At 70.7% G+C, this 24021-nt stretch carries 18 protein-coding genes; 12 read left to right on the top strand and 6 right to left on the bottom strand.

Features of this window, described 5'->3' with window-relative positions; all coding sequences use genetic code 11:
* Positions 1 to 6: 6 nt before the first annotated feature.
* Entirely contained in the window at positions 7 to 7659 is a 7653-nt protein-coding gene (locus ACXJY8_RS00970) for an apolipoprotein A-IV repeat region-like domain-containing protein (RefSeq protein WP_463775123.1), read from the top strand.
* 78 nt (positions 7660 to 7737) lie between these two features.
* On the opposite strand, the gene ACXJY8_RS00965 is transcribed toward ACXJY8_RS00970, so the two are convergent.
* Positions 7738 to 8205: a DUF1489 family protein gene (locus tag ACXJY8_RS00965; RefSeq protein WP_463775119.1), complete on the bottom strand. Its 468-nt coding sequence runs from the start codon at positions 8203 to 8205 to the stop codon at positions 7738 to 7740.
* A gap of 80 nt (positions 8206 to 8285) precedes the next feature.
* Complete coding sequence (locus ACXJY8_RS00960; protein ID WP_463780256.1) at positions 8286 to 9476, bottom strand: hypothetical protein; 1191 nt, start codon at positions 9474 to 9476, stop codon at positions 8286 to 8288.
* Between the two features lie 210 nt (positions 9477 to 9686).
* Here ACXJY8_RS00960 and ACXJY8_RS00955 point away from each other — a divergent pair, with 210 nt between their 5' ends.
* The 5 genes from ACXJY8_RS00955 (at position 9687) to ACXJY8_RS00935 (ending at position 14755) form a co-directional block, all read left to right on the top strand.
* On the top strand, positions 9687 to 10850 hold the full coding sequence (locus ACXJY8_RS00955; RefSeq protein ID WP_463775117.1) for an MFS transporter: 1164 nt from the start codon (positions 9687 to 9689) through the stop codon (positions 10848 to 10850).
* Between the two features lie 60 nt (positions 10851 to 10910).
* A complete protein-coding gene (locus tag ACXJY8_RS00950; RefSeq protein ID WP_463775115.1) occupies positions 10911 to 12053 on the top strand; it encodes an ABC transporter permease in 1143 nt (380 codons plus the stop codon).
* Between the two features lie 92 nt (positions 12054 to 12145).
* Positions 12146 to 12907: an ABC transporter ATP-binding protein gene (locus ACXJY8_RS00945; protein ID WP_463775113.1), complete on the top strand. Its 762-nt coding sequence runs from the start codon at positions 12146 to 12148 to the stop codon at positions 12905 to 12907.
* A gap of 68 nt (positions 12908 to 12975) precedes the next feature.
* Positions 12976 to 14058 carry an MlaD family protein gene (locus ACXJY8_RS00940; RefSeq protein WP_463775111.1) on the top strand — a complete coding sequence of 361 codons (1083 nt, stop codon included), beginning with the start codon at positions 12976 to 12978 and terminating at the stop codon, positions 14056 to 14058.
* A 109-nt stretch (positions 14059 to 14167) separates the two neighbouring features.
* The gene (locus ACXJY8_RS00935; protein ID WP_463775107.1) at positions 14168 to 14755 is read left to right on the top strand and encodes an ABC-type transport auxiliary lipoprotein family protein; all 588 of its coding nucleotides are present in this window, start codon (positions 14168 to 14170) and stop codon (positions 14753 to 14755) included.
* Between the two features lie 19 nt (positions 14756 to 14774).
* On the opposite strand, the gene ACXJY8_RS00930 is transcribed toward ACXJY8_RS00935, so the two are convergent.
* The 3 genes from ACXJY8_RS00930 to thiE all read right to left on the bottom strand — a co-directional run bounded on the left by ACXJY8_RS00930 (position 14775) and on the right by thiE (position 17048).
* On the bottom strand, positions 14775 to 15404 hold the full coding sequence (locus ACXJY8_RS00930; RefSeq protein WP_463780253.1) for a helix-turn-helix domain-containing protein: 630 nt from the start codon (positions 15402 to 15404) through the stop codon (positions 14775 to 14777).
* Positions 15405 to 15490: 86 nt separating this feature from the next.
* On the bottom strand, positions 15491 to 16297 hold the full coding sequence (thiD, locus tag ACXJY8_RS00925) for a bifunctional hydroxymethylpyrimidine kinase/phosphomethylpyrimidine kinase (RefSeq protein ID WP_463775103.1): 807 nt from the start codon (positions 16295 to 16297) through the stop codon (positions 15491 to 15493).
* A 40-nt stretch (positions 16298 to 16337) separates the two neighbouring features.
* Positions 16338 to 17048: a thiamine phosphate synthase gene (gene thiE, locus ACXJY8_RS00920; RefSeq protein WP_463775100.1), complete on the bottom strand. Its 711-nt coding sequence runs from the start codon at positions 17046 to 17048 to the stop codon at positions 16338 to 16340.
* A 149-nt stretch (positions 17049 to 17197) separates the two neighbouring features.
* On the opposite strand from thiE, the gene ACXJY8_RS00915 reads away from it, so the two are divergent.
* The 6 genes from ACXJY8_RS00915 to ACXJY8_RS00890 all read left to right on the top strand — a co-directional run bounded on the left by ACXJY8_RS00915 (position 17198) and on the right by ACXJY8_RS00890 (position 23378).
* Positions 17198 to 17761: a sugar O-acetyltransferase gene (locus ACXJY8_RS00915; RefSeq protein WP_463775097.1), complete on the top strand. Its 564-nt coding sequence runs from the start codon at positions 17198 to 17200 to the stop codon at positions 17759 to 17761.
* Positions 17762 to 17875: 114 nt separating this feature from the next.
* Positions 17876 to 18874 carry an NUDIX hydrolase gene (locus tag ACXJY8_RS00910; RefSeq protein WP_463775094.1) on the top strand — a complete coding sequence of 333 codons (999 nt, stop codon included), beginning with the start codon at positions 17876 to 17878 and terminating at the stop codon, positions 18872 to 18874.
* Between the two features lie 152 nt (positions 18875 to 19026).
* Positions 19027 to 20052 carry a quinolinate synthase NadA gene (gene nadA / locus ACXJY8_RS00905; protein ID WP_463775091.1) on the top strand — a complete coding sequence of 342 codons (1026 nt, stop codon included), beginning with the start codon at positions 19027 to 19029 and terminating at the stop codon, positions 20050 to 20052.
* A complete protein-coding gene (locus ACXJY8_RS00900) occupies positions 20049 to 21593 on the top strand; it encodes an L-aspartate oxidase (protein ID WP_463775089.1) in 1545 nt (514 codons plus the stop codon). The genes nadA and ACXJY8_RS00900 overlap by 4 nt, the downstream gene beginning before the upstream one ends.
* A 67-nt stretch (positions 21594 to 21660) precedes the next feature.
* Positions 21661 to 22524: a carboxylating nicotinate-nucleotide diphosphorylase gene (gene nadC, locus ACXJY8_RS00895; RefSeq protein WP_463775086.1), complete on the top strand. Its 864-nt coding sequence runs from the start codon at positions 21661 to 21663 to the stop codon at positions 22522 to 22524.
* Between the two features lie 191 nt (positions 22525 to 22715).
* The gene (locus ACXJY8_RS00890) at positions 22716 to 23378 is read left to right on the top strand and encodes a L,D-transpeptidase (RefSeq protein ID WP_463775084.1); all 663 of its coding nucleotides are present in this window, start codon (positions 22716 to 22718) and stop codon (positions 23376 to 23378) included.
* A 98-nt stretch (positions 23379 to 23476) separates the two neighbouring features.
* Here ACXJY8_RS00890 and ACXJY8_RS00885 read toward each other — a convergent pair whose 3' ends face one another.
* Entirely contained in the window at positions 23477 to 23824 is a 348-nt protein-coding gene (locus tag ACXJY8_RS00885) for a DUF6460 domain-containing protein (protein ID WP_463775081.1), read from the bottom strand.
* Between the last annotated feature and the right edge of the window lie 197 nt (positions 23825 to 24021).

Here is a 24021-nt window from a genome sequence, read left to right as displayed (position 1 = left end):
CGTTGTATGGCCACGGAAAAGAAGCTCAAGGACCCGGCCGAGGCGGCTCTGTCGGCGATCGAGCAGGCTCTCAACCTCGACGCTTTCGCTCAGGGCGACGAGGCATCGCGGGTGGAACCGCGCCTTCCGGACGTCGGCGACAGCGATCCCCTGCGCGATCCCAGCGGTCGCCTCGCGCCGCCGCGCCTTGACCTCGACCAACCCCTCGCCTCGGACCTGCCGCCGCCGGACCGCAACCGGCCGCGCCGCGAAGGCGGCCTGCTGCCTCCCGACCGCTCCATGGTGGCCAACGACGATCGCCAGAACATCGGCATCCTGCAGCAGACCCTGCGCGTCCGCCCGTCTCGCACGCCCTACCTGATCGCTGCTGCGGGCGGCGCCCTCTGGGTCGCTGGTCTCCTCACCCTGGCCTGGGTCCAGTCCTCCGGTGACCTGCGCGGCTTCTTCCAGGGCCTGACCGCGATCCAGGGAGCGGTCGCGGCGACCGCCCTCGTGGGTCCCGTGGTGCTCTTCGCCATCATGGGGATGCTCGCCGTGCGCGCCCAGGAGATGCGCCTCGTCGCCCGTGCCGTGGGCGAGGTCGCGATCCGTCTGGCCGAGCCCGAGAACTTCTCCACCGACGCGGTCCTGACCATGTCGCAGACCGTCCGGCGCGAGGTGGCGGCGGTGGGCGACGGCGTCGAGCGGGCGCTCGCCCGGGCCGGCGAACTTGAGACCCTGGTGCGCGGCGAGATCGCCACCCTGGAGCGGGCCTATTCCGACAACGAGATCCGCATCCGCTCCCTGGTCGACGAACTCGTCGCCCAGCGCGAGTCGATCATCGCCAATGCGGAGCGCGTGCGCGGCGCCATCACGGGCACCCACCAGAGCCTGACGGCCGAGCTCGACGGCGCGGCCGAGCGCATCGTCTCCGCCGTCAACGGCGCCGGCGACCGGGTCACCAGTGCCCTCGATGCCCGCGGCGAGGCCATCACCTCGGCTCTCGGCGATCGCGGCGACGCGATCACCGCCGCCCTCGGCGAGGCCGGCGACCGCGTCGTCGAGCTGGTCTCTGGACGCGGCGACGACCTCGTGCAGCGCCTGGCCTCCACCAGCGAAGGCGTGCGCGGCAGCCTCGCCGAGGTCGGCAGCGCCCTGACCCTGTCCCTGGAAACCCGGGCCGACGAGGTCACCCGGGCCTTCGAGCGCACCGGTGGAATCCTGACCACCACCCTGGCGGAGAATGCCGGGCAGGTGGCGCGCACCCTGGCCCAGACCGGCTCGGAAGTCATCGAGGCCCTGAACCGCCAGGGCGGCGAGGTCCGCCAGACCTTCGAACTCTCCACGCGCGGCCTGGAAGAGGCCTTCCTGGCCCGCGGCTCCGAGCTCACTGCCCAGTTCTCGTCGACGGGCGGCGAGATCACCGCACGCTTCGCCGAGACGGGCGATGCCCTGCGCGCCCATTTCGCCGAGACCGGCGCGGCCCTCACCCACGACATCTCCGCCCGCGGCGATGCCCTGCGCAGCGAGATCGAGACCGCGGGGACCGGCGTGTCCGCCCTCATCGAGGCCCGGGCCCGCGAGGCACAGACGGATCTGGCCGCCGCTGCCGGCAGCATCATCGAGACCTTCGCGGCCCGCGCCGACGGCGTGCGGGAAGATCTCATCCGCTCGGTGGACGGCATCGCCTCCGGCCTCGACACGCAGGGCAGCGCCCTGGCCGAGCGCATCGAGACCGCCGCGGCCCGCCTTCACGAGACGGTCACGGTGCATGGGTCGGAAGTCTCGAATCTGTTCGAGACCCGCGGTCGGGACACGCAGGCAGGCCTGGCACTCGCCGCCAGCGCCATCATCGAGAGCTTCGGCGCCCGCGCCGACGCGCTGCGCGAGACCCTGGTCGGCTCGGTCGAGGATGCCACGTCCCGCCTCGACGAGCGCGGCGGCACCCTGGCCGAGCGCATCGAGGCCGCGGCCAACCGGCTCCGGGAAACCATCGACGTCCACGGCGGATCGGTCTCCGAGCGCATCGACGCGTCGGGCCGCGAGGCCCAGGCCGCCCTGGCGCTCGCCGCCAGCGCCATCGTGGAGACCTTCGGCAACCGTGCCGGCGGCGTGCGCGACGACCTGCTCCGTTCGGTCGAAGGCCTCGCCAACGGTCTGGACCAGCACGGCGGTGCCTTGGCCGAGCGCATCGAGGCGGCGGCGAACCAGCTGCACCGGACCGTCACGGTCGAGGGAGCGAACCTCGAAAACACCCTCGGGGCGACCGGCGATCGCGTCGGCGAACTCGTCCGCCTCCGCACGCAGGAAGCGACGCAGACCCTTGAGGGGGCCCTGTCGTCCCTCGGGCACACCTTCGAGACCCGCGCCCTGGAGGCGGTGGACAGCCTGCGGGCCACAACTGCCAACCTCGACGCGCAGATCGGCAACCGCACTGCCGAGGCGGCCGACACCTTCCGCCGCAGCGCGGAGGAGACCACAGTCGCCCTCGGCGCCAGCACCACCGAGGCCGCGCAATCCCTGCGCCGCGCCTCGGCCAGCGCCACCGGCGAGCTCGAGGCCCGCACCGTCGAGGCGGTGCAGATCTTCGAGAACAGGCTGGCCGCCACGTCGGCCGATCTCGCGGCACGGACCGCGGAGGCGGCCGAGCTTCTGCGCAACGCCGCCGACAGCCTCGGGGGCACGGTCGGGACCAAGGCCAGCGCTTCTATCGAAGCCCTGCGCAGCACCCTGGATGCCGTCAACGAGGAACTGGCCCGGCGGGCGGAAGACGCTGCCGGCACCATCGCCCGCGCGGCCGACGGGCTGGGTGGCGATCTCATCGCCCGCATCCGCGACGTCGAGACGGTCTTCGACAACCACGGTCGCACCCTCGGCGATCTCATCGCCGCCCAGGCGCAGGAGGCCCAGTCGCAGCTCGCCAATACCGGACGCGACATCGTGCTCGCCGTGACCGCCCAGGGCGCGCGCGTGAACGACGCCCTGAACCAGACCGGCGCGAGCTTCGCCGACAACACGGAGACCCGCGTCCAGGCCATCGACCGGGTCCTCAACGACCGGCTCGCGACATTGCAGGAGACCATCGCTCGCGGCGACATCCTCGCCGATCGCATCTCCCGCGACACCACCGCCCTGACCGAGACCGTGTCGGGCCGGCTGGAGGAGATGGACCGCGTCATCAGCGTGCAGGGGAAGGTGGTGGCCGACAGCATCGCCGAGCGCACGCGGGAAGCCCAAGAGGCCGTGGAGAGCCAGCTCGGCGCCCTCGAGGAGCGCTCCGCCCGCCGCTCGACGGAAATCGGCGAGACCTTCGCCAACCTGGTGGCCCAAATCGACGGCCATCTCGGCAGCCGCGCCACCGCCCTGAACGAGGCCCTGATCGTGCGCACCGCCGAGATGGCCCGCGTGATGGTCGAGGGCGGCCGCGATCTCGTCCAGACGCTCGACGCCCGGGCGGACACCATGGCCGTCGACATCGCCCAGCGCGGCGCCAGCCTGGGTGACGTCCTCGGGGAGCGGTCGGCCGAGATCGCGCGTCGCCTCGACGAGCAGACCCTCGAACTGTCCCGCCGCCTCGACGAGGGCGTGGGACGCTTCGATACCGGCGTGATCGGCCGACTGGAGGCGATCGGCGCCGCGCTGCAGGAGCGCAGCCGCCTGATCGAGGAATCCTTCGGCGCACAGGCCTTCGAGGCGATCCGCCTGATCGAAAGCCGCACCCGCGCGGTGGACGAGGATCTGGCCAATCGCACCCGCGAGCTGGTCGAAATGATCGTCGAGCGCACCGGAGGCGCCAATCAGGCCCTCGACGGCCAGGCCGCAGCGATCCGCGAAGCCTTCTCCCAGCGCGCCGACGAACTCGTCCGCCTCATCGATGCCCGCACCGCCGCCATGGGGACGGAACTCGACGAGAAGGGCCGCGCCGTGTTCGGGGCCCTGGGCGGCCGCATCACCGAGCTGGCTCGGCTGTTCGACCTCGGCAGCAACTCCCTCGGTCAGGTCCTGGAGCAGCGCGGCGAGGCGATCCTGGCCCGCCTCCGCGAGATGGTGGCCGAGGCCGACCGTCAGCTCAGCGACGGTGAGGGTCGCCTCGGTACCACGCTCGACCGGCGGACCCTCGACATCAGTTCCCTCCTCGACGAGGGCGTGCGGACCGTCCACCAGCTGCTCGACGACCGCACCGGCGAGATCCGGGCGCTCCTCGACAATCACGCCGGCTCGCTCGGCGCCAACTTCAACGACCGCATCGCACCGCTGCACGACGCCCTGGACCAGCGCGGACGCGCCTTCGTCGATACCATCGCGGCGAGCCTCGGCACCGCGAGCGAGGCCGTCGAAACCCGCACCCGCGCGCTGGCCACCCTGTTCGAAGAGCGCGTCGAGCACCTCGACGAAGTGGTCGACCGCAGAAGCGGCGAGATGGCCCAGGCCGTGGACGAGCGCACCCGTGCGCTGGCCAACCTGTTCGACCACCGCATCAACATCCTCGGTCAGCTGGTCGATCATCGCGGCACACACCTGACCGAGACCCTGGAGAGTCGCACCGAGGCCCTGTCGACCCTGCTGGACCAGCGCATCGGCGCTCTCGACGAGATCGTCGACGGTCGCGGCGCTCATCTGAGCCAGTCGCTCGACGCCCGGGCCCAGGGGCTGCGCAGCCTCTTCGACGAGGTGCTGAGCGCCTTCGACGGCCTGCTCGACGGTCGTGCTGAAGCCTTGACCAACCGGGTCGAGACGCAGACGCGCGGCCTGACCACGCTGTTCGACGAGCGCCTCGGCGCCCTCGACCGGCTGGTGGACCACCGCACCGGCACACTGTCCGACGAGGTCGATGCCCGCGCCCAGGCTCTGGTCTCGCTCATCGACTCCCGCATCGGCGCCCTCGACCAGGTAGTCGATGCCCGGGCGGGCACCCTGCGCGAGCAGGCCGAGGCCATGGCGCAGACCCTCGTCGCCCTGTTCGAGGACCGTGCCGCCGGCCTGACCGCCCAGACGGACGAGCGCACCCGTGCCCTCGTGGCGATCTTCGACGAGCGCCTGCGCGCCCTGGAAAGCCTCGTCGACGGACGCGCCGGCACCCTCGCCGACCGCGTGGAGGAGCGCACCCGCACCCTCGCATCGGTCTTCGACACCCAGCTGCGCACCCTCGACGAGACGGTGGACCACCGCGCCAGCGTCCTGACACAGCAGACGGAAGAGCGCGGCAACGCGCTCGCGGCGATGTTCAACGAGCGCCTCGCGGCCCTCGGTGGCCTCGTCGAAGCCAGCGCGGCGGAATTCGCCCGTACCATCGACACCCAGGGTCATGCCCTGACGGAGGCGGTGGACAACCGCTCCGCCGCCTTCACCAGCCGCATCGACAACCGGATGAAGGTGTTCGCCACCCTCGTCGCCTCGCGCGGCGATGCCCTCGCTGCAGCCTTCGACGACCGCCAGGAGGCCTACGCCTCCCTGGTCGACGAACGCACCGCGGCGATGCTGGCGGCCTTCGAGGAGCGCGTCGATCGGCACGCCGCCCTGGCCGAGGCGCACAGCCAGGCGCTGGCTGCGGCCCTCGACCAGCGCAACGAGGCCGTGGCGGCGCTGCTGGACAGCGGCACCGGTGCGATGACCGAGGCGTTCGATCGCCGGTCGACGGCCCTGACCGGCCTCATCGAGGCGCGCGGCCACGCTCTCGCCCGGCGACTGGCGGAGAGTGCCGAGACCATCACCCGTGCCATCGAGATGGGAGGCGGTGCCCTCGTCGAGACCCTGGACGGACGCGGCAATGCCGTGGTTGCCAAGCTCACCGACCAGTCGGAGCGCCTGCGCGAGATCGTCGACGGGCCGGCGGCTCAGCTCGTGGAGGCTCTGGCCCTGCGCGGGGACGCCATCGAGCAGGCCCTGGAGAAGAGCGGAGCGCCGCTGATCGCCGCGATCCGGGAACGGACCGAGGCCCTGGCCGCTCAGTCCCGAGCCTCCGCGGAGGCGCTGCTGTCGGCCATCGACGGCGGCGCGGCGCGCGCCATCGCATCCCTCACCGATGCCAACGACCAGATGCGCGGCGAACTCGCCAACGTGCTGGAGCGGATCGACGGCGCCAACGAGGCCCTGCGCGAATTGCTGGCCGGTACGGGCCGGAACCTCGGCAATATCGAGGAAGGCCTTTCGCACCGCATCGCCGATCTGCGCGACGGGCTCGTGGCGGTGGCCGGTGAGACCGAGCGGGCGAGCGCCGGCGTGTCCGAACAGGTCAAGGCACTCCGGAGCGTCGCCGAGGGCGCGCTGCGGGACGCTGCCGACCTGGTGGCCTCCCTCGACGAGCGCGGCCGCACCCTCGACGCGATCGGCCGCACTCATGTCGGCACCCTGCACCAAGCGGTCGGCCATCTCGAAGGCGCCGCCGGACAGCTGCAGGGCGCGGCCGGCGAAATCCAGAGCGCCGAGACCCGCCTCGCGGAGCGGCTGAACGAGCGCGAGGCCGCCATCGCTGACGTCCTGTCCCGGATCGAGGAGCGCTCCGGCATCCTCGATGCGCAGACGGCACGGTTCGACGCGATGATCGGCGAGACCCTGCGCGCCGCCGAGGAGCGGGCCCGGGCCGTGAGCACGCGGCTATCCGAGACTGCCGCGGGGGCGGGCACCACCGTCGCCAAGGCCTTCGAGGGGCTACGCAACGCTGCCGACAGCGAGAGCGGACGCACCGCCGAGGCCGTGCGGACCGCGATCGAGGCCGCATCGCAGCAGATGATGGGCGTGCTCGAGACGGCCTCCGGTCGCTTTGGAGACTCCGTTTCCAGCTTGCGCGAGATGGCGGCCGAGATCCGGCGCGAGCTCGATGCCACCCGTGCCGACCTCCAGCGCGGCGTACTGGAGCTCCCGCGGGAGACGCAGGATGCCACCGGCGAGATGCGCCGAGTGGTCTCCGAGCAGCTCAAGGCCCTGACCGAGCTGTCGAGCCTCGTCCAGAGCTCGGGACGCGCGGTGGATGCGGCGGCCCCGAAGGTTTCGGAGCCGAAGGCGCCTGCGACGCCCGCCCCGGTCTCACCCCCGACTCCGGCCGCCGCAGCACCCGCTCCGGCCGCCACGGCGAAGCCCGCCTCCATCAAGCCGGCCGCTGCTCCGGCGGCGGCCAAACCCGCCACCTCGAGCCCGCGTCCGGGGACGTCGATGAACCTCGTCGCGGCTCCGGCGGCCCGGACGGGTGCGGCTGCCCGCGGCGCAGAGAACCGCGGCTGGCTCTCGGACCTTCTGACGCGCGCCTCCATCGACGATGATGCCGAGCCGGTACCGAACGCGCCGGCTCCGGCGACCAAGCAGCAGGCGGATGCGCAGAAGAATGCCGCCGAGCGCGGACGCACCGCCCTGGAGACGATCTCCAGCGACATCGCCAAGATGATCGACCATCAGACCGCGGTGGAGCTGTGGGAGCGCTATCGCCGGGGAGAGCCGAACCTGTTCGACCGTCGCATCTACACGGCGCAGGGCCGGCAGACTTTCGAGGAGGTGCGCCGCCGCTACGCCGCCGATGCCGATTTCCGGCGCACGGTGGACCGGTATGTCGGCGAGTTCGAGCGTCTGCTCGGCGACGTCTCGAAGAACGACCGCGATTCCTCGCGGGCGGATGCCTACCTCACCTCGGAGACCGGCAAGGTCTACACCATGCTGGCCCATGCCAGCGGAAGCTTCGACGGGGCGTAGTCTCCGGACGCGCAACGCCCGACCGAACCCCCCTCCCTCCTCCCGGAAGGCGGGGGTTTTCGTTTTCGATCTCCTCGTTCAGATCAGGCCGAGGCCGGCGAGTTCGCGGCGCAGGGCCTCCGGCATCTCGGCGAGGCCGCCGGCGGTGCGGGCGTCGAGATCGGCCGGCGCGTCCTCGGCCTTCAGGTAGCGCCAGCCCTGGAACGGGCGGCACGGGCGCGGCGAGACGGCGGTCACCTCGGGTTCGAGGATCAGCCGGCAGCGGCCGATGCCATCGGTATCGGTGAAAGGTGTGATGGCGGTGATCGACTGGCGGCACAGCAGCGTGCCCTTGATGACCCAGTAGATCGAACCGCGCCCGACGATGTCGACGGCCCGGGTCGGCACCATGCGTGTGGTGTGCACCGGAGCCGGATCGCGGCCCTCCCGCAGGGCCGCCTCGCGATGCCGCGCGATCCGCTCTTCGAGCTCGCCGATGCTGGCGGGGCCGACGCAGAGCTTCAGGAGGTGCAGGATACGGGCGGCGGGCGTTTCAGCGGCGGGCATGGCGCCGTTGTAGCAGCCCTGCCGTGGCCGCGCGCGGTCTCGATCCGCGGCGCGATCCGGCGTCGTTCACGTTTCGGTTCTCAGGAAAACAGGGCGCGCTTTTCGTCTTCGGTAAGCGCATCGATCTCGGCGAAGGCCGCGGCGATGTCGGTCTGCGCCTCTTCCGGGACCGGCACGGTGGACGCGGTCGTCGTCCCGGGACGATCGGCTGCCGAAGCGGATTCTTCGGACGTCTCCGCTTCGATATCCGTCTCGGATCCCGCTTCGATCTCCGCAGCGCCAAGGGTCGCGGGATCGACGAGATCCGCCGAGTCTTCCCGCTCTACCGCGTCTTCCTGATCTGCGGCGTCTTCCAGGTCTACCGTGTCCTGACGCTCGGCATCCCCGAGGCCAGCCTCTTCCGACGACGCTTCGCGTTCCATCGACGCGAAGTCCGGCTCGGCTTCGTTCCGAAGTTCGGGCGTCGCCTCCGCCGTGGCATCCGTGACGGCGTCCGTCGCCTCGAGGAAGACGATGTCGTCCTCGGCGGACGGATCGCTGGGCACCCGGCCCCGAAGCGGCGCGTGCGACGGCGCCGATTCAGCGGTGGACCCGTCCATGTCGATGTAGCGGTCGACGTCGCTCTGGCAGAGGTCGGCCGGCATCTCGGGCGTCGCCGCTCCATCGGGGGATGCCGGGACCGGGTCCAGGGCATCGCCCCAGATCGCCATCATGGCGGCGAGGCGCTCCTCAAGGTAGCGCAAGGTGTGGATGATCCGCGCCGTGCGCTGGGCCGTCAGGTCCTGGAACGAACAGGCGGTGTAGATGGCGGTGGCCCGACGATCGAGCTCGTCGCAGATCGCTGCGTCCGAACCGGATTCGCGCAGGGTCCAGGCGGCCTCCTGCACCTGCTCGGCTGCACCGAGAATGTCGGAGGTGGCGCGCTCAGTCGAGCGCACGATGGCGTCGAGGGCTGCGGAGGCACCGCCGAGCCGGCTCTGGTCGTGGTCGGGGGCGTGGATGGCGGCGATCTCGGCGTTGGTCCGGGCGATGGCATGGGCCATGTCCATCAGGTCGCCGCGCACCCGCCCGATCTGGCTGCTCTCGCGGTCGCTGGTGACCACGCTCTCCAGCCGCGCGATCGCATCGAGAAGGATCCCCGTGTCATTGGTGCGGTTGCGCCGCAGATAGGCGTCGAGGAACCAGCGACCGCGCTCGCTCTCGGTCATCGCTGCTTCGATGCGATCGTATTCCGAGATGTCGACGGATGTCAGCGAATGGGAACTCGACATCAAACACATGTCCTTGGCCGGACCGGGACCGGCAGGCGTTGGCCGGGTCCAGGCCGTCGCAGGTTGACAGCATCGATTTAACGCCGGCTTTACGCAGCCTCCGCCTGACGCGACGTTCACAGGCCCCCTCGTCCCGGTCCGGTCGTTTTGTTTGATCCCTCTTCCGTACGTCCGGAGCCGAACGCCTTTCGGCTGTCGGTTCTCTACGCCGTGGTCTTCGTCGAGATCGGCATCGCCATGCCGTTCATGCCGGTCTGGCTGAATGCCCTGGGCCTCGACGCGACGGTCATCGGCGCCCTGCTTGCTCTGCCGATCGCGATCCGCATCGTCGCCACCGCTCCGCTGGTCGGCTTGATCGACCGGGGGATCGCGGCGCGCCGCATCCTGCTGGTCGGGAGCCTGGTCCTGGCCGGCACCTACGTGCTGATGCCGTCGGGCGCCACCCTGGGCTGGCCGATCCTCGCGCTGCTCATCGGCCTGAACGCCGTCGCGGCCGCGCCGCTGGTTCCGAGCATCGACTATCTAACCCTGGGCGCCGTTCGGCGGAGCCGCCGCCTCGACTACGCGCGCATCCGGATGGCCGGCTCCATCGGCTTTCTCCTCGCGAACTTCGCCGGCGGAGCGGCCCTCAGCGCCATGGGCGAACGCCTGGCCGTGCCCCTTCTCCTCACCGTGCTGGCCCTGATCGCCGCAGCCGTGGTGCTCGCCGCCCGCGTCGAGGCGGGACCCACCGCGCCGCGCTATCCCGAAGCGGGACGGCCGCGCCTTCCCGCCGTCCTGTGGTTCTCGATCGGGGCGGCCGCCCTGATCCAGTCGAGCCACGCGGCGATCTATGCGTTCGGCAGCATCCACTGGATCACGCACGGCATCCCGACCTCGTGGATCGGGACGCTCTGGGCCATCGGCGTGGCCTCCGAGATCCTGCTTTTCGCGGTGATCGGTCGTGCGCCGGCCCGCTGGCGGACCCCCTTCGCGCTCCTCGGCCTGGGTGGGGGTGCCGCCCTCCTGCGGGCCGTCGGCATGGCGTCCTTCGGGGACCGCCTCGGGCCGGTGATCGCCCTGCAGGTGTTGCACGGCCTCACCTTCGGGGCGACGCAGCTCGGGGCGATGGCGGCGGTGTCGCGCTTCGCCCCCGACGGCGCTCGGGGCCGGGCTCAGGGCACGGTCAGCTCGGCGGGGGCCCTCGCCTCGGCCAGCGCGACGCTGATGACGGGCGTGGCCTACCAGACGGGCGGCGGCCCCCTCGCCTTCGCGCTGATGGCGCCGTTGGCGGCTCTCGGCTTGTGCCTCGTGGCACGCGCCGCGCGGGCGGCTCGCGCATTCAGCCTTCACAGCACCACGATTGTGGGCCAGGGGGCGGGACAACCCGATTAACCTTGACCGTCCGGTAACCGTGATCGGTGTTACGTGACCGCAGCATGGAGTGCGGCGTCATTGGCTAGAGCCGAGATCAGGACCAACCCGGAAGCCGCCGACGCCGCGATCCTCGAGGGCGGGCGCGTCGGCCTGTCCGGCCGCTGGACCGCCGACCAGGGCGCGGCCGTCGAGATCGCCGCAGCGCGCATCGCCGACAGCGTCGCGGGTACGTCCCTCCTCGTCGACCTCAGCCACATCGCCCGCCTCGACACCCTCGGCGCCTGGGTGCTGGAGCGGACCCGCGCCGAGATCGAGGCCGCGGGCGGGCGCCTGGCCTATGCCGGGGCCACGCCCGAACACCGCATCCTCCTCAGCGAGGTGAAGCTGCGTGCGGCCGAGCCGCCGCCGCCGCGCCGCGGGCGGCTGTTCGGCTTCCTCGACGACCTCGGCCGGCGCGTCGTCGGCGCGAAGTCGGACCTCGTCACCGGCCTCGCCTTCTTCGGCGAGGTCGTCACCGCCTGCATCCGGGTCGCCGCTCGCCCCGGCACCTTCCGGGGCACCGCCCTCGTCAATCAGATCGAGCAGGTCGCTTTCCGGGGCGTCCCCATCATCGTGCTGATCTCGTTCCTCGTGGGCGGCATCGTCGCGCAGCAGGGCATCTTCCAGCTCCAGCGTTTCGGCGCCCAGAGCTTCGTCGTGAACCTGATCGGGCTCCTCATCCTGCGCGAACTCGGCGTGCTGTTGACCTCGATCATGGTGGCCGGCCGCTCCGGCTCGGCTTTCACCGCCGAGATCGGCTCGATGCGGATGCGCGAAGAGGTCGACGCCCTGCGGGTCATGGGCCTCGACCCGATCGAGATCCTGATCGTGCCCCGCATCCTCGCCCTGGTGATCGGGCTGCCGATCCTGACCTTCCTCGCCTCCCTGGCGGCCCTGGCCGGCGGGGGACTGACCGCCTCGCTCTATGGCGGCATGACCGTCGATGCCTTCCTGGCCCGTCTCCAGGCGGCGGTGTCTCTGCACCACGTGGCGGTCGGCCTGATCAAGGCGCCGTTCATGGCCCTGATCATCGGAATCATCGCGACGATCGAGGGCTTCGCCGTGGAAGGCTCGGCCGAGTCGCTGGGCCGCCACGTCACGGCCTCAGTCGTCAAGTCTATCTTCATGGTGATCGTCCTCGACGGATTGTTCGCCGTCTTCTTCGCCGCGATCGACTTCTGAGGATCGGCCAGACCGTGTCCGTCCCATATCCGCAGACCCAGTCCGGTCATCCGGACCAAACTCCGGCCGCCGCACCGGAGCCGATCATTCGCGTGCGCGACCTCGTCGTCGGTTTCGGCAGCAAGATCGTGATGAAGGGGCTGAACCTCGACATCCGCCGCGGCGAGATCCTCGGCTTCGTCGGACCCTCCGGCCAGGGCAAGTCCGTGCTGACCCGGACGATCCTCGGGCTCGTGCCGAAGCGGGCCGGCACCATCGAGGTGTTCGGCGAGGACGTTGACGGCCTCACCGTGACTAGGCGGCGCCAAATCGAGCAGCGCTGGGGCGTGCTGTTCCAGCAGGGCGCGTTGTTCTCGGCGCTGACCGTCAAACAGAACATCCAGATGCCGATGCGCGAGCATCTCCACCTGTCCGAGCGGCTCCTCGACGAGTTCGCGCGCCTGAAGATCGAGATGGTCGGGCTCAAGCCGGATGCGGCCGACAAGCTGCCCTCCGAACTGTCCGGCGGCATGATCAAGCGCGCGGCCCTCGCCCGCTCCCTGGCCCTCGACCCCGAGATCCTGTTCCTCGACGAACCGACCTCCGGTCTCGACCCGATCGGCGCCGGAGAGTTCGACGAGCTCGTCGCCACCCTGAAGCGGACGCTCGGCCTCACCGTCTTCATGGTGACTCACGACCTCGACAGCCTCTACACCGCCTGCGACCGCATCGCGGCACTTGGCGACGGCCAGATCATCGCGCAGGGGACGATCGAGGAAATGCTGGAGAGCGACCATCCCTGGCTGCGCTCCTACTTTCACGGCAAGCGCGGACGCGCGGTCGTCACGCAGGGAACGCATCATGCGCCGGCCTGACGTCCTCCGCCCATGGCGTGCGGACCCGCACCGCGCGCGCCCCATCCCGCCAAGGTATTGCTGATCCGATGGAGACTCGCGCGAATTACGCCCTGATCGGCGCTTTCACCCTCGCGGTCGTGGTGGCGGCCTTCGGCTTCGTGTTCTGGCTCCAGGGCGGCTCCCGAAGCCAGGTCCGGCAGGCCGTGCGCATCGTGTTCTCGGGGAGCGTCGGGGGCCTCGCCAAGGGTTCGACGGTGGCCTTCAACGGCATCAAGGTCGGCGAGGTCATGGACGTCCGCCTGCTGCCGCAGGACCCGCGCCGCGTCGTCGCCATCGTCGAGGTCGAGCGCACCACGCCCCTGCGCGCCGACACCCGCGCCCGCCTCGATTCCGCGATGCTCACCGGGGTTTCGACGATCTCGCTGTCAGGCGGCAACGCCGACGCTCCCGCTCTGACGCCGGGCTCGGGCGACCAGATGCCGACGATCTTCGCCGACAGCTCCGACATCCAGGACATGATGGCGGCGGCCAAGCAGATCGCCCAGCGCGCCGACGACGTGCTCCAGCGCCTCGACAAGGTGGTGGCCGGCAACGAGGGCGCCATCACCCGGACCCTGGCCAACGTCGAAGCCTTCTCGAAGACCCTGGCGGAGGCCGGCCCCGCGGTGAGCGGGCTCGTGAAGGCGATCGACGGACAGAAGCTGAATCGCGTGATCGACAATGCCGACAGGTTTTCCGGCGCTCTCGCCGCCGGAAGCCCGGACATCGAGGGCGCCCTCAAGGATGCGCGGTCCCTGGCGGCCAAGCTCAACGCCTCCGCCGACCGCGTCGACGCGGTGCTGAAGGGCGCCGAGGGCTTTCTCGGCTCGGCCTCCGGCTCGGCCGGAACCAGCACCTTCACGGAGGTTCGCGAGGCGGCGATCTCGGTGCGCGACGCCGGCCGGGCCTTCCGGACGCTCTCGGAGAATCTCGACAAGCGCACCTCCAACATCGCCACGAGCTTCAACCGCCTCAGCGGTACGGGCCGGCGCGAGGTCGAGGCCCTGTCGACCGATGGCCAACGGACGCTGAACACGCTGAACCGCACGGTGAAGAGCCTGGAGCGCGATCCCTCGCAGGTGATCTTCGGCGGCAAGCCATCGTTGCCGGAATACAACGGCGGCCGCTGAAGCGCCCGCCGTCCCGGTCGGCGTGTTGCGGCGCACGGCAACATTCCGGACTTGAGTTAGTTTACCGCCACGCTGCGCGTCAGTGCGGCGACGGGTTTCCGGAATGCGTATGACTCTCCACCAGACGGCCCCTGCGCTCGTCGCGATGTTCCTTGCCGCCGGCCTCGGCGGCTGCGGCGGTGGCGCGGTGCCGCTCACCTTCGATCTGGCCGCGCTGCCGCCCACCGGTCGGCCCGTGGGCGCCGCACGCTCGTTCACGGTGGCCGAGCCGGTCGGGATCCAGCCCTTCGAGGCGGATCGCATCATCGTGCGCGAGTCGGGCGGAGCCCTGTCCTTCCTCGGCGGCGGTCAGTGGGCCGACCGCCTGCCCCGTCTGATCCAGACGCGCCTGATCCAGAGCCTGGAGAATTCCGGCCGCCTCAAATCCGTGAGCCGCCCCGGCGACAAGATCGTTTCCGACTACCAGCTGATCAGCGAGATCCGGGCCTTCGACATCGCGGCTGGCTCCGGAGAGGCGGTGGTCGACATCTCCGCCAAGATCATCACCGAGGGCACCGGCAAGGTCGTCGCCGCTCGGATCTTCACCGCCCGCGTGCCGGTGCCGAAGGTCGATGCCGGCAGCGCCGCCGTGGGGCTCGACGCTGCGCTGGCGCGGGTGCTCGGCGAGATGGTGGCCTGGGTGAATTCCGGCCGCTGAGGCCCGGGGATCGCCGCCTTCACTCCATCACGGCGGCCTTCATGATCACCACCATGATGGCCTTGGCCGGCTCGGGCCCGATACAGCGCACGGTGTGGGGCCGGTCGCAGCGGTAGCGCAGGGTCTCGCCGGCGCGCGCCCGCTGGACCGTGCCCGCGACCTCGACCTCGAGCAGCCCCGAGGTCACGGTCAGGGATTCGACCGAGCCGCGCTGATGCGGATCGGAATCGAGCACGCCGCCCGGATCGGCGGTGAGGTCGTACCATTGCAGCCACTCGACGGTCTTGATCCATCCGATGATGGCGAGCCGGACCTTGCCGTCGTCGGAGACCAGGATCGGCGTGTCGGCGCGCGAGGTCTTCTCGATGAAGGGTTCCTCGTCGCTGGTGGCGAGCACCCGCTCGATCGAGACGTCGAGGGCCTGGCTCAGGCGCCAGATCGTGGCCAAAGTCGGATTGGTCTCGTTGCGCTCGATCTGGCTGATGATCGACTTGGCCACCCCGGACTGCTCGGCGAGTTCCGACAGCGACAAGTTATAGGCCTTGCGCAGGCGCTGGATCGTCTTGCCGAGCTGTCCGGAAAGCACCTGCGCCCCGGTGAGTATATCCCGCTGCCGCCCGCGATCGGGCGTCGTCAACTGGTCGTCCATCTGATCCGACATCCACGCGTCCGTTCCATTAACCGGACGCTTGTGCGTTACTTCAAACGCAAACGGCGGATCGGCGCAAGGCGCCCTCAGCCCCAGAGGGCGTGGAAATGGTGCACCGGGCCATGCCCGCTCCCGACCGCGACCCTGTCGGCCCCGGCGATCGCGGCGGTGACGTAGCGCTTGGCCTGCGCCACCGCCTCGACCATCGGCAGACCGCGGGCGAGGCCCGCCGCCACGGCCGAGGACAGGGTACAGCCGGTGCCATGGGTGTTGCGCGTCCGGACGCGCGGGGCTGCGAAACGCCGGAGCGTGCCGTCACCGCTCATCAGGTGATCAACGCTCTCCTCGCCCTCACCGTGGCCACCCTTCACCAGCACGGCCCTGGCCCCGATGGCGAGGAGGCGCCGGCCCTGGGCCACGGCGGCGTTCTCGGTCTCGGCCGCGGGTTCGCCGATCAGGGTCGCGGTCTCGGGCAGGTTGGGCGTGACGAGGTCGGCCAGCGGCAGCAGGTGTCGGCGCAGGGCCTCCACCGCCGCTTCGGAGATCAGGCGATCGCCGGAGGTGGCGACCATCACGGGATCAAGCACGATGGGGATCGTGCCCGCGTGCCGGGCGAGGCCGGCCGCCACCGCCTCGATGGTGGCGACCTGCGACAGCATCCCGATCTTCACCGCCCCGACCGTGAGGTCGGAGAAGACGCTGTCGATCTGCGCCGCCACGAAATCGGCCGGCACGTCGTGGATGGCCTGGACGCCGCGGGTGTTCTGCGCGGTCAGGGCGGTGATGACGCTCGCGCCGTAGACCCGCAGGGCCGCGAAGGTCTTCAGGTCGGCCTGGATGCCCGCCCCGCCGCTCGAATCGGATCCCGCGATGGTGACAGCGATGGGGGTCATGGCGTGGCGGTCCTGGCGCTTCCTCGGGCTTGGCCCGAGCTTATGCCGCCACGCCCCGCGCGGCGAGGGCGGAATCGACCCGGAAGCGCAGGTCGCGGGCGCGCCCCTCGACCGACTCGCCGGCGAAGAGCGACGAGATCACCGCGATCCCGTCCGCGCCGGCCTCGATCACCGCCGCCGCATTGCTGGCATCGATGCCCGCGATCGCCCCGAGGGGGAAAGCGGCCCCGCGGGCGAGGCGGCCCCGGAAGACGATGCGGGCGAGGCCGTCGAGGCCCACCGGCGGATCGGGATTGTCCTTGCTCGTCGTCGCGAACACCCCGCCGATGCAGGCATAATCCACCGGCAGGCGATAGAGTTCGTCGGCCTGGGTGCCGGACTTCAGGGTCAGGCCGATGATCGCCTCGCGGCCGAGCAGGCGGCGCGCGTCGGCGGGGTGCAGGTCGCTCTGACCCAGATGCACGCCTTCGACGCCGGCCGCCAGTGCGAGATCGACCCGGTCGTTGATCAGGAGCGGCACACCCGTGCCCGCGATAGCCGCGTGAATCGCCCGGATGCGGGCCAGGGCGGCACGGACATCCGCGATGGACTTTTCCCGGTACTGCAGAAGGGTACAGCCGCCCTGAACCGCCTCCGCCGCCATGGCGGCGAGGCGCCCGCCATCGGTGCCGCAGACGGCGGTGTCGAGGAGTCCATAGAGCCGCAGATCGACGGGCCGCCCCCGGCCGATGGCTTCGTCCCGTCCGATCACGCTGCGTTTCCCCCGGTTCGTCGCCGTTCCACCCCAGTGTAGGACCGTGCTCCCGTCACCGGAAGGCCCGGCGTGTTCGGCGGAGCCTTCGATGCGGCGATCGCGTTCCCACCCCCGACTCCCTGAGCTCAGACCGGAGCCCCCCCCGCATGGACCGAACGCAGAAACAGAAGATGCTCGCCGGCGAACTCTACGATCCCGACGATCCGGAGCTTCACGCCGACAGCCATGCCTGCAAGGCCTGGATGCAGCGCTACAACGCGGCCCTGGCCGAGACGCCCGCGACCCGGCGCGAACTGCTGCGCGAGCGCCTGGCCGCCGTCGGCGAGGGCACGGTGATCCGGCCGCCGTTCCACTGCGACTATGGTCTGCACATCAGCCTCGGTGCCCATGTCTTCCTGAACTTCGGCTGTGTCGTCCTGGATTGCGCCGCGGTCAGCATCGGCGACCGCACCCAGATCGGGCCCGGCGTCCAGATCCTCACCCCCGACCATCCGCGCGAGCCGGGCCCTCGCGAGGCCGGGCTCGAATTCGCCCGCCCGATCCGGATCGGCCGCAACGTCTGGATCGGTGGCGGGGCGATCCTACTGCCCGGCGTCACCGTCGGTGACCACGCCATCATCGGGGCTGGCAGCGTCGTCACCCGCGACGTGGCGGACGGCACGACGGTCGTGGGCAACCCGGCGCGTGCGCTTCCCCGCCATCAGGCTTGAGGCATCCGGCACTGCGGACCTGGGACGAATCCGCCGCGACGGTTTTTCCACGTTCATCACGCGCATGCGATGTGCCATGAGCAAACAGCGGATAATGGGCGGGGATCGGGCGGCGTGACCACGGCGGAGGAGACGCAGCGGGATTTGGAGGGCGCGCTCTCCAATCCGTCTGCGGTCGGGCTCGTGGCTGTGATCATCGCCGCCACGGACGGCGAGCCGCGCGCGCTCACAGTGCAGGTCGGCGGGCAGGCCAGGGGTCGCTCCGACGGCCTTCCGGCCGGCCCCCTGGTGCCGGAGCACCCGACCCTGGAGCGCGGCCTGCGCGCCTGGGTGGAGCGCCAGACCCACCAACGCCTCGGCTACGTGGAGCAACTCTACACCTTCGGAGACCGGGATCGGCAGGGCGACGATGCCGGCGGCCTCCATTCCCTGTCGGTGGCCTATCTCGCCCTGGTGCGCGAGGTCCGTCCGGGCGGCCTCGCGGAAGCCTCCTGGCGCAACTGGTACCGCTACCTCCCCTGGGAGGATTGGCGAGAGGGCCGACCCGAATCGCTGGGCGAGATCGAATCCAAGCTGCTGGCCTGGGTCGAGCAGACCACGGACCCAAAGCTTCGCCGCCGGCGGGAAGACCGTCTGGGCCTGACCTTCGGACTCTGCGGGGGCGCCTGGAACGAGGAGCGCGTGCTGGAGCGCTACGAGTTGCTGTTCGAGGCCGGACTGATTCCCGAGGCGCAGGGCCAGTCCGGCGAGGCCCGCGTGTCGGATCTCGCCGTCACCGGCCAGCCCATGGCCCTCGACCATCGCCGGGTGCTGGCCACCGCGATCGGCCGCCTGCGGGGCAAGATCAAGTACCGCCCGGTGGTCTTCGAGTTGATGCCGCCGACCTTCACGCTGTTCCAGCTTCAGCGCACGGTCGAGGCCCTCTCGGGAACCAACCTCCACAAACAGAACTTCCGCCGTCTCGTGGCGCAGCAGGGCCTGGTGGAGGAGACAGACGACGTCACCAGCGGCGCCACGGGACGCCCCGCCCGTCTGGTCCGCTTCCGGCGCGAAGTCCTGCTGGAGCGCCCGGCCCCGGGCTTCCGCCTGCGCCCCGCGCGGCGCCCGGCCTGACCCTTCGAAAGGCGGCATGACATTCGCAGCGCAGCGTCATTTTTGCGCCGCAAAAAGATTATGCTCAAACCCTGCATATCTGGACAAGGTGAGCCCGGACGCCTACGTTAGTCGGCACAATGCTCAGTTTGAGCATAAGTGAGGACGCGTCAATGGCGGCGACCAGTCTCCCGATCGGCCCGGCTTCCCGAGGCCTTCCCCCGGGCTTTCCCCTCCCGGAGATCTACGAGCGCGTGAGCCGTCACGTGCCGGCGATCGAGTGGCCGGCGCTGGCCGAGGACGTGGCCGCGATCCTCGAACTGAAGAAGATGCGCAACGCCGTCATCCTGGCCCATAACTACCAAGCCCCAGAGATCTTCCACACCGTGGCGGACATCGTCGGCGATAGCTTGGCGCTGGCCCGCGAGGCCGTGACGGTCGATGCCGACGTGATCGTGCTCGCCGGCGTTCACTTCATGGCGGAGACGGCCAAGCTCCTGAACCCGGGCAAGACCGTGCTGATCCCCGACAGCCGGGCCGGCTGCTCGCTCGCGGATTCGATCACGGCGGCGGACGTGCGCGGCCTGCGGGAGAAGTATCCCGGCGTTCCGATCGTGACCTACGTCAACACCTCCGCGGCGGTGAAGGCCGAGTCGGACCTGTGCTGCACCTCCGGCAATGCGGTCGAGGTCGTTCGCTCGCTGAACGCGCCGCGGGTACTGATGATCCCGGACGAGTTCCTGGCGCAGAACGTCCAGGCGATGGTGCCCGAGGTCGAGATCCTGACCTGGGCCGGCCATTGCGAGGTCCACGAGCAGTTCACGCCCGCCGATATCCGCGAAGTCCGCGAAAGCTATCCGGGCGTCACCGTCATCACCCATCCGGAATGCCCGCCGGAGGTCGTCGCCGAGGCCGATTTCTCCGGTTCGACAGCGATGATGATGAACTTCGTCCTGGAAAAGCGGCCCAAGCAGGTGGTGCTCGTGACCGAGTGCTCCATGGGCGACAACATCGCGGCGGCCAATCCGGACATCGAGTTCATCAAGCCCTGCAACCTGTGCCCGCACATGAAGCGCATGAGCCTGAAGAACATCCGCCACGCGCTGGAGACCCTGACCCAGGAGGTTACGGTGGAGCCCGAGCTCGCCGAGCGCGCCCGGATGGCGGTGGAACGCATGCTCGCGGTGCGGACGCGATGAACGCGCACGCTCCCTTCTCCTTCGCGCGTCAGGACTCGGACCGGATCATCGTGGTCGGCGCCGGCATCGCCGGCCTCGCCACGGCTCTGCGCCTCGCGCCGCGCCCCGTCACCGTGGTCACCGCCGCCCCCCTCCGTTTCGGCACCGCCACCGGCTGGGCACAGGGCGGCATCGCCGCCGCCATGGGCTGCGACGACGCGCCGTCGCTGCACGCTGCCGACACGGTGGCGGCGGGCGCCGGGCTGACCGAGGCCGACGTCGCCCTGCGCGTCGCCGAGGCCGGCCCCGGCCTGATCGACTGGCTGGTCGGCTTGGCCGCTCCCTTCGACCGGGATGCCGCCGGAGCACTCGCCCTCGGGCTCGAGGCGGCCCACTCCCGCCGGCGCATCGTTCGGGCCGGGGGGGATTCCACCGGCCGGATGGTGCTCGAGACGCTGGTCCGAGCGGTGGAGCGAACGCCCTCCATCACGATTCTCGTCGCTTCGGCGCGCGATCTCATGCGGGATGCCCGCGGCGCCGTGGCCGGTGTGGTCTGCGAGCGCGACGGCCACCACATCGCCCTGCCCGGCCGGGCCGTGGTGCTGGCCACCGGCGGGGTCGGGGCGCTCTACGCCTCGACCACCAACCCGCGCGGCGCGACCGGCGCCGGACTCGCTCTGGCGGTCCGGGCCGGTGCGGTACTGCGCGACATGGAGTTCGTGCAGTTCCACCCCACCGCCATCGCCACCGGCGCCGACCCGATGCCGCTGGCCACGGAGGCCCTGCGTGGTGAAGGGGCGCGGCTCGTCGACGAGACCGGTGAGCCGGTCATGGCCGGGATCGCCGGCGGCGACCTAGCTCCGCGGGACGTGGTGGCACGCGGCATCTTCCAAGCCCTGGCGCGCGGCGCGCAGGTGTTCCTCGATTGCCGGGGCGAACTCGGAGACCGGATGGCGACGCGGTTCCCGACCGTGGCCGGCCTGTGCGCTGGCGCCGGCATCGACCCGCGAACGCAGGCGATCCCGGTCCGGCCGGCGGCGCACTACCACATGGGCGGCGTGAAGGTGGACGCGACCGGCGCCAGCACGGTGCCGGGCCTCTTCGCCTGCGGCGAGGTCGCCTCGACCGGGCTGCACGGCGCGAACCGCCTCGCCAGCAACTCGCTCCTCGAAGCCATGGCCTTCGCGCCGTGGATCGCCGAGGCTGTTTCCGCCGTCCCGGCGCCGGCTCACGCCCGTGCCGAGGCCGTTTCACCCCGCAGCGAATCCGATCGCGAGGCCCTGCGCGCCGTGATGGAACGTCAGGTCGGCGTCGTTCGCGAGGCGAGCGGGCTGACGGAGGCGGTTCGTCGCCTTGCTCCGTCTGCCTGGGCCGGCTGCGATGCCGCCCTGACGGGGCTCGCCATCGCGGCCTCGGCCCTGTCGCGGCGGGAAAGCCGCGGCGCCCATTGGCGTAGCGACCATCCCACCCAGGACGCACCGGTACACACCGAACTGGCGTTGTCCGATCTCCGGGCGATGACCGAGGCCGTCGAGCCCGGCCGGGCCGTCGCTGCCGCATGACTCCGCGAGCCGGTCCCGCCGCGACAGGCGGAACCGGCTCCTCGTTCTCCCTTCCGGAATCTGGACCATGTCCGAATCGTCTGAGCTGCCCCCCCTGCCCCGCCTGATGGTGGAGCCCATCGTCCGCGCGGCGTTGCTCGAGGATCTCGGCCGGGCCGGCGACATCACCACCGACGCGATTGTACCCGCCAGCGCCCGGCTGGAGGGCGTCATCGCCGCGCGGCAGGACGGGGTGATCTCCGGTGTCGACACCGCCGTGATCGCCTTCGGGATGATCGATCCGACTGTGGCGGTGACGGTGGAGCGCGGTGACGGCTCCCGCGTGAAGCCCGGCGACGTGGTGATCCGCTTGGCCGGGCCGGCCCGCGCCATCCTCACGGCCGAGCGCGTCGCCCTCAACCTGCTCTGCCGGATGTCGGGCGTCGCCACCGCGACGGCTTCCCTCGTCGAGGCGGCCCGTCCCCACGGCAAGGCCCGCATCGTCTGCACACGCAAGACCACGCCGGGCCTGCGCGCCCTGGAGAAGCACGCGGTCCGTGCCGGCGGCGGCTCAAACCATCGCTACGGCCTCGACGACGCCGTGCTGATCAAGGACAACCACGTCGCGGTCGCAGGCGGCATCGTGCCGGCGATCGAGCGCGCCCGCGCCTATGCCGGCCACCTCGTGAAGATCGAGGTCGAGGTCGACACCCTCGCGCAGCTCGAACAGGCGCTCTCCGTGAATGCCGATGCCGTGCTTCTCGACAACATGTCGCCGCAGCAGCTCGCCGAGGCCGTGGCGATGATCGACGGGCGGGCCATCGCCGAGGCCTCGGGCCGGATCAACCGTGACACCGTCGGCGCGGTGGCAGCCTCCGGTGTCGACCTGATCTCCTGCGGCTGGATCACCCACAGCGCGCCGATCATCGATCTCGGCCTCGACGCGGTCTAAGCAGCCCCGCCACGGTCAAGGTGCCACGGTGTTGCCACGAAATCACGACGCTGCGGCAAGCGTCGCTGCGGTGCGAATTCGGCTTGGCTTTGAAGCGTGAGCGTTTACGTCTTGGGCACACTTCGCACCGTAACGTGCGTCAAGTTTTCCAAGCCGTTTCCACAGACTACGTTCGCCTTTGAGAGGCTCCGATGCGCCGTTTCGCCCCCGCCCTGACCGGGCTCGTCTGCGCGCTAGGCGCGTGGGCGTCGCCCGCCGCCGCCTATGAGATCGATCCGCTCACACGCCAGCCGCTCGACAACGCCCTGGTCATCCGGGTCCGTCCGCAGAACGAGCCGGTCGCGCTCCCCACCGCCAACGCCTCCCTGCCCGTCGACCCGATGACCCCGTCCTCGGCCGTCCCGCAGATGTCGGCGATCCAGCGCGAGGAAGTCGCCTACGCCGGCAGCTACGCTCCCGGCACCATCGTGGTCTCCACCGCCGAGCGTCGCCTGTACTACGTGCTCGGTGACGGCAAGGCGCTGCGCTACGGCGTCGGTGTCGGCCGCCCCGGCTTCACCTGGGGTGGCGTTCAGACCATCACCATGAAGCGCGAGTGGCCGGATTGGCGTCCCCCGGCCGAGATGCTGCGCCGCCGCCCCGACCTGCCGCGCTTCATGAAGGGCGGCATCGAGAACCCGCTCGGCGCCCGCGCCATGTATCTCGGCAACTCGATCTACCGCATCCACGGCTCGAACGAGCCGGAGACGATCGGCACCGCCGTGTCCTCGGGCTGCATCCGCATGACCAACGATGACGTGGCCGACCTTTACACCCGCGCCAAGGTCGGCGCGAAGGTCATCGTCCAGCGCTGAATTTCGCGCCTCGAGCTCAGACGTTCTTGGCAAGCGTTCTTGGCAAGGGGCCGGTGGAAACACCGGCCCTTTCTTCGTTGGATCGGGTCCGAGCCCCGCTACTTCGACACCGCGAAGAAGCGCGAGAGGAGCCAGAGCGGCACCACCACCACCGCGCCGGCCAGGATCCAGCGGCCGAAATCATGGAAGGTGGCGAGGCCGAGATCGATCAGGGTCCGCACCGCGTCGTAGGCGTGCCAGAATAGCAGGCCGGGGGTGACGCCGAGAGTCGCCATCACGGCGCCGACCAGCACCGACAGGAACAGGAGCTTCATGAACACGGCGGCAGGCGAGCCGCCGAGGAAGCGGCGCAGGGCCGAGCGTCGGCCCTGGTCCGGGAACGGCGCACCGGCGTAGGGCTGCTCCGCGTAGGACGGCGGGCGGCGCGGGTCGTGGTCGAGCGTCATGGGAAGGTCCTGGAGCCGTACGATGTCGCCTCTCAACCCCGTGAACCCGGCGGAACCGTGACGCAAGCGACACAGTTCGCACGAAACCCGACCCATCCGAGTGCGTTAGGCGTGTTCGCACCAGGGACGGATGGCACGCACCCGTGCACGGTCCCATCTTTGGTGATGCGATCACGCTCCGCGGTTTGACCCGCGCC

This window comes from Methylobacterium sp. TK31 (genome assembly GCF_055361545.1).
The sequence above is the reverse complement of the archived record's forward strand: the minus strand, read 5'-3'. Positions and strand labels throughout refer to the sequence as shown.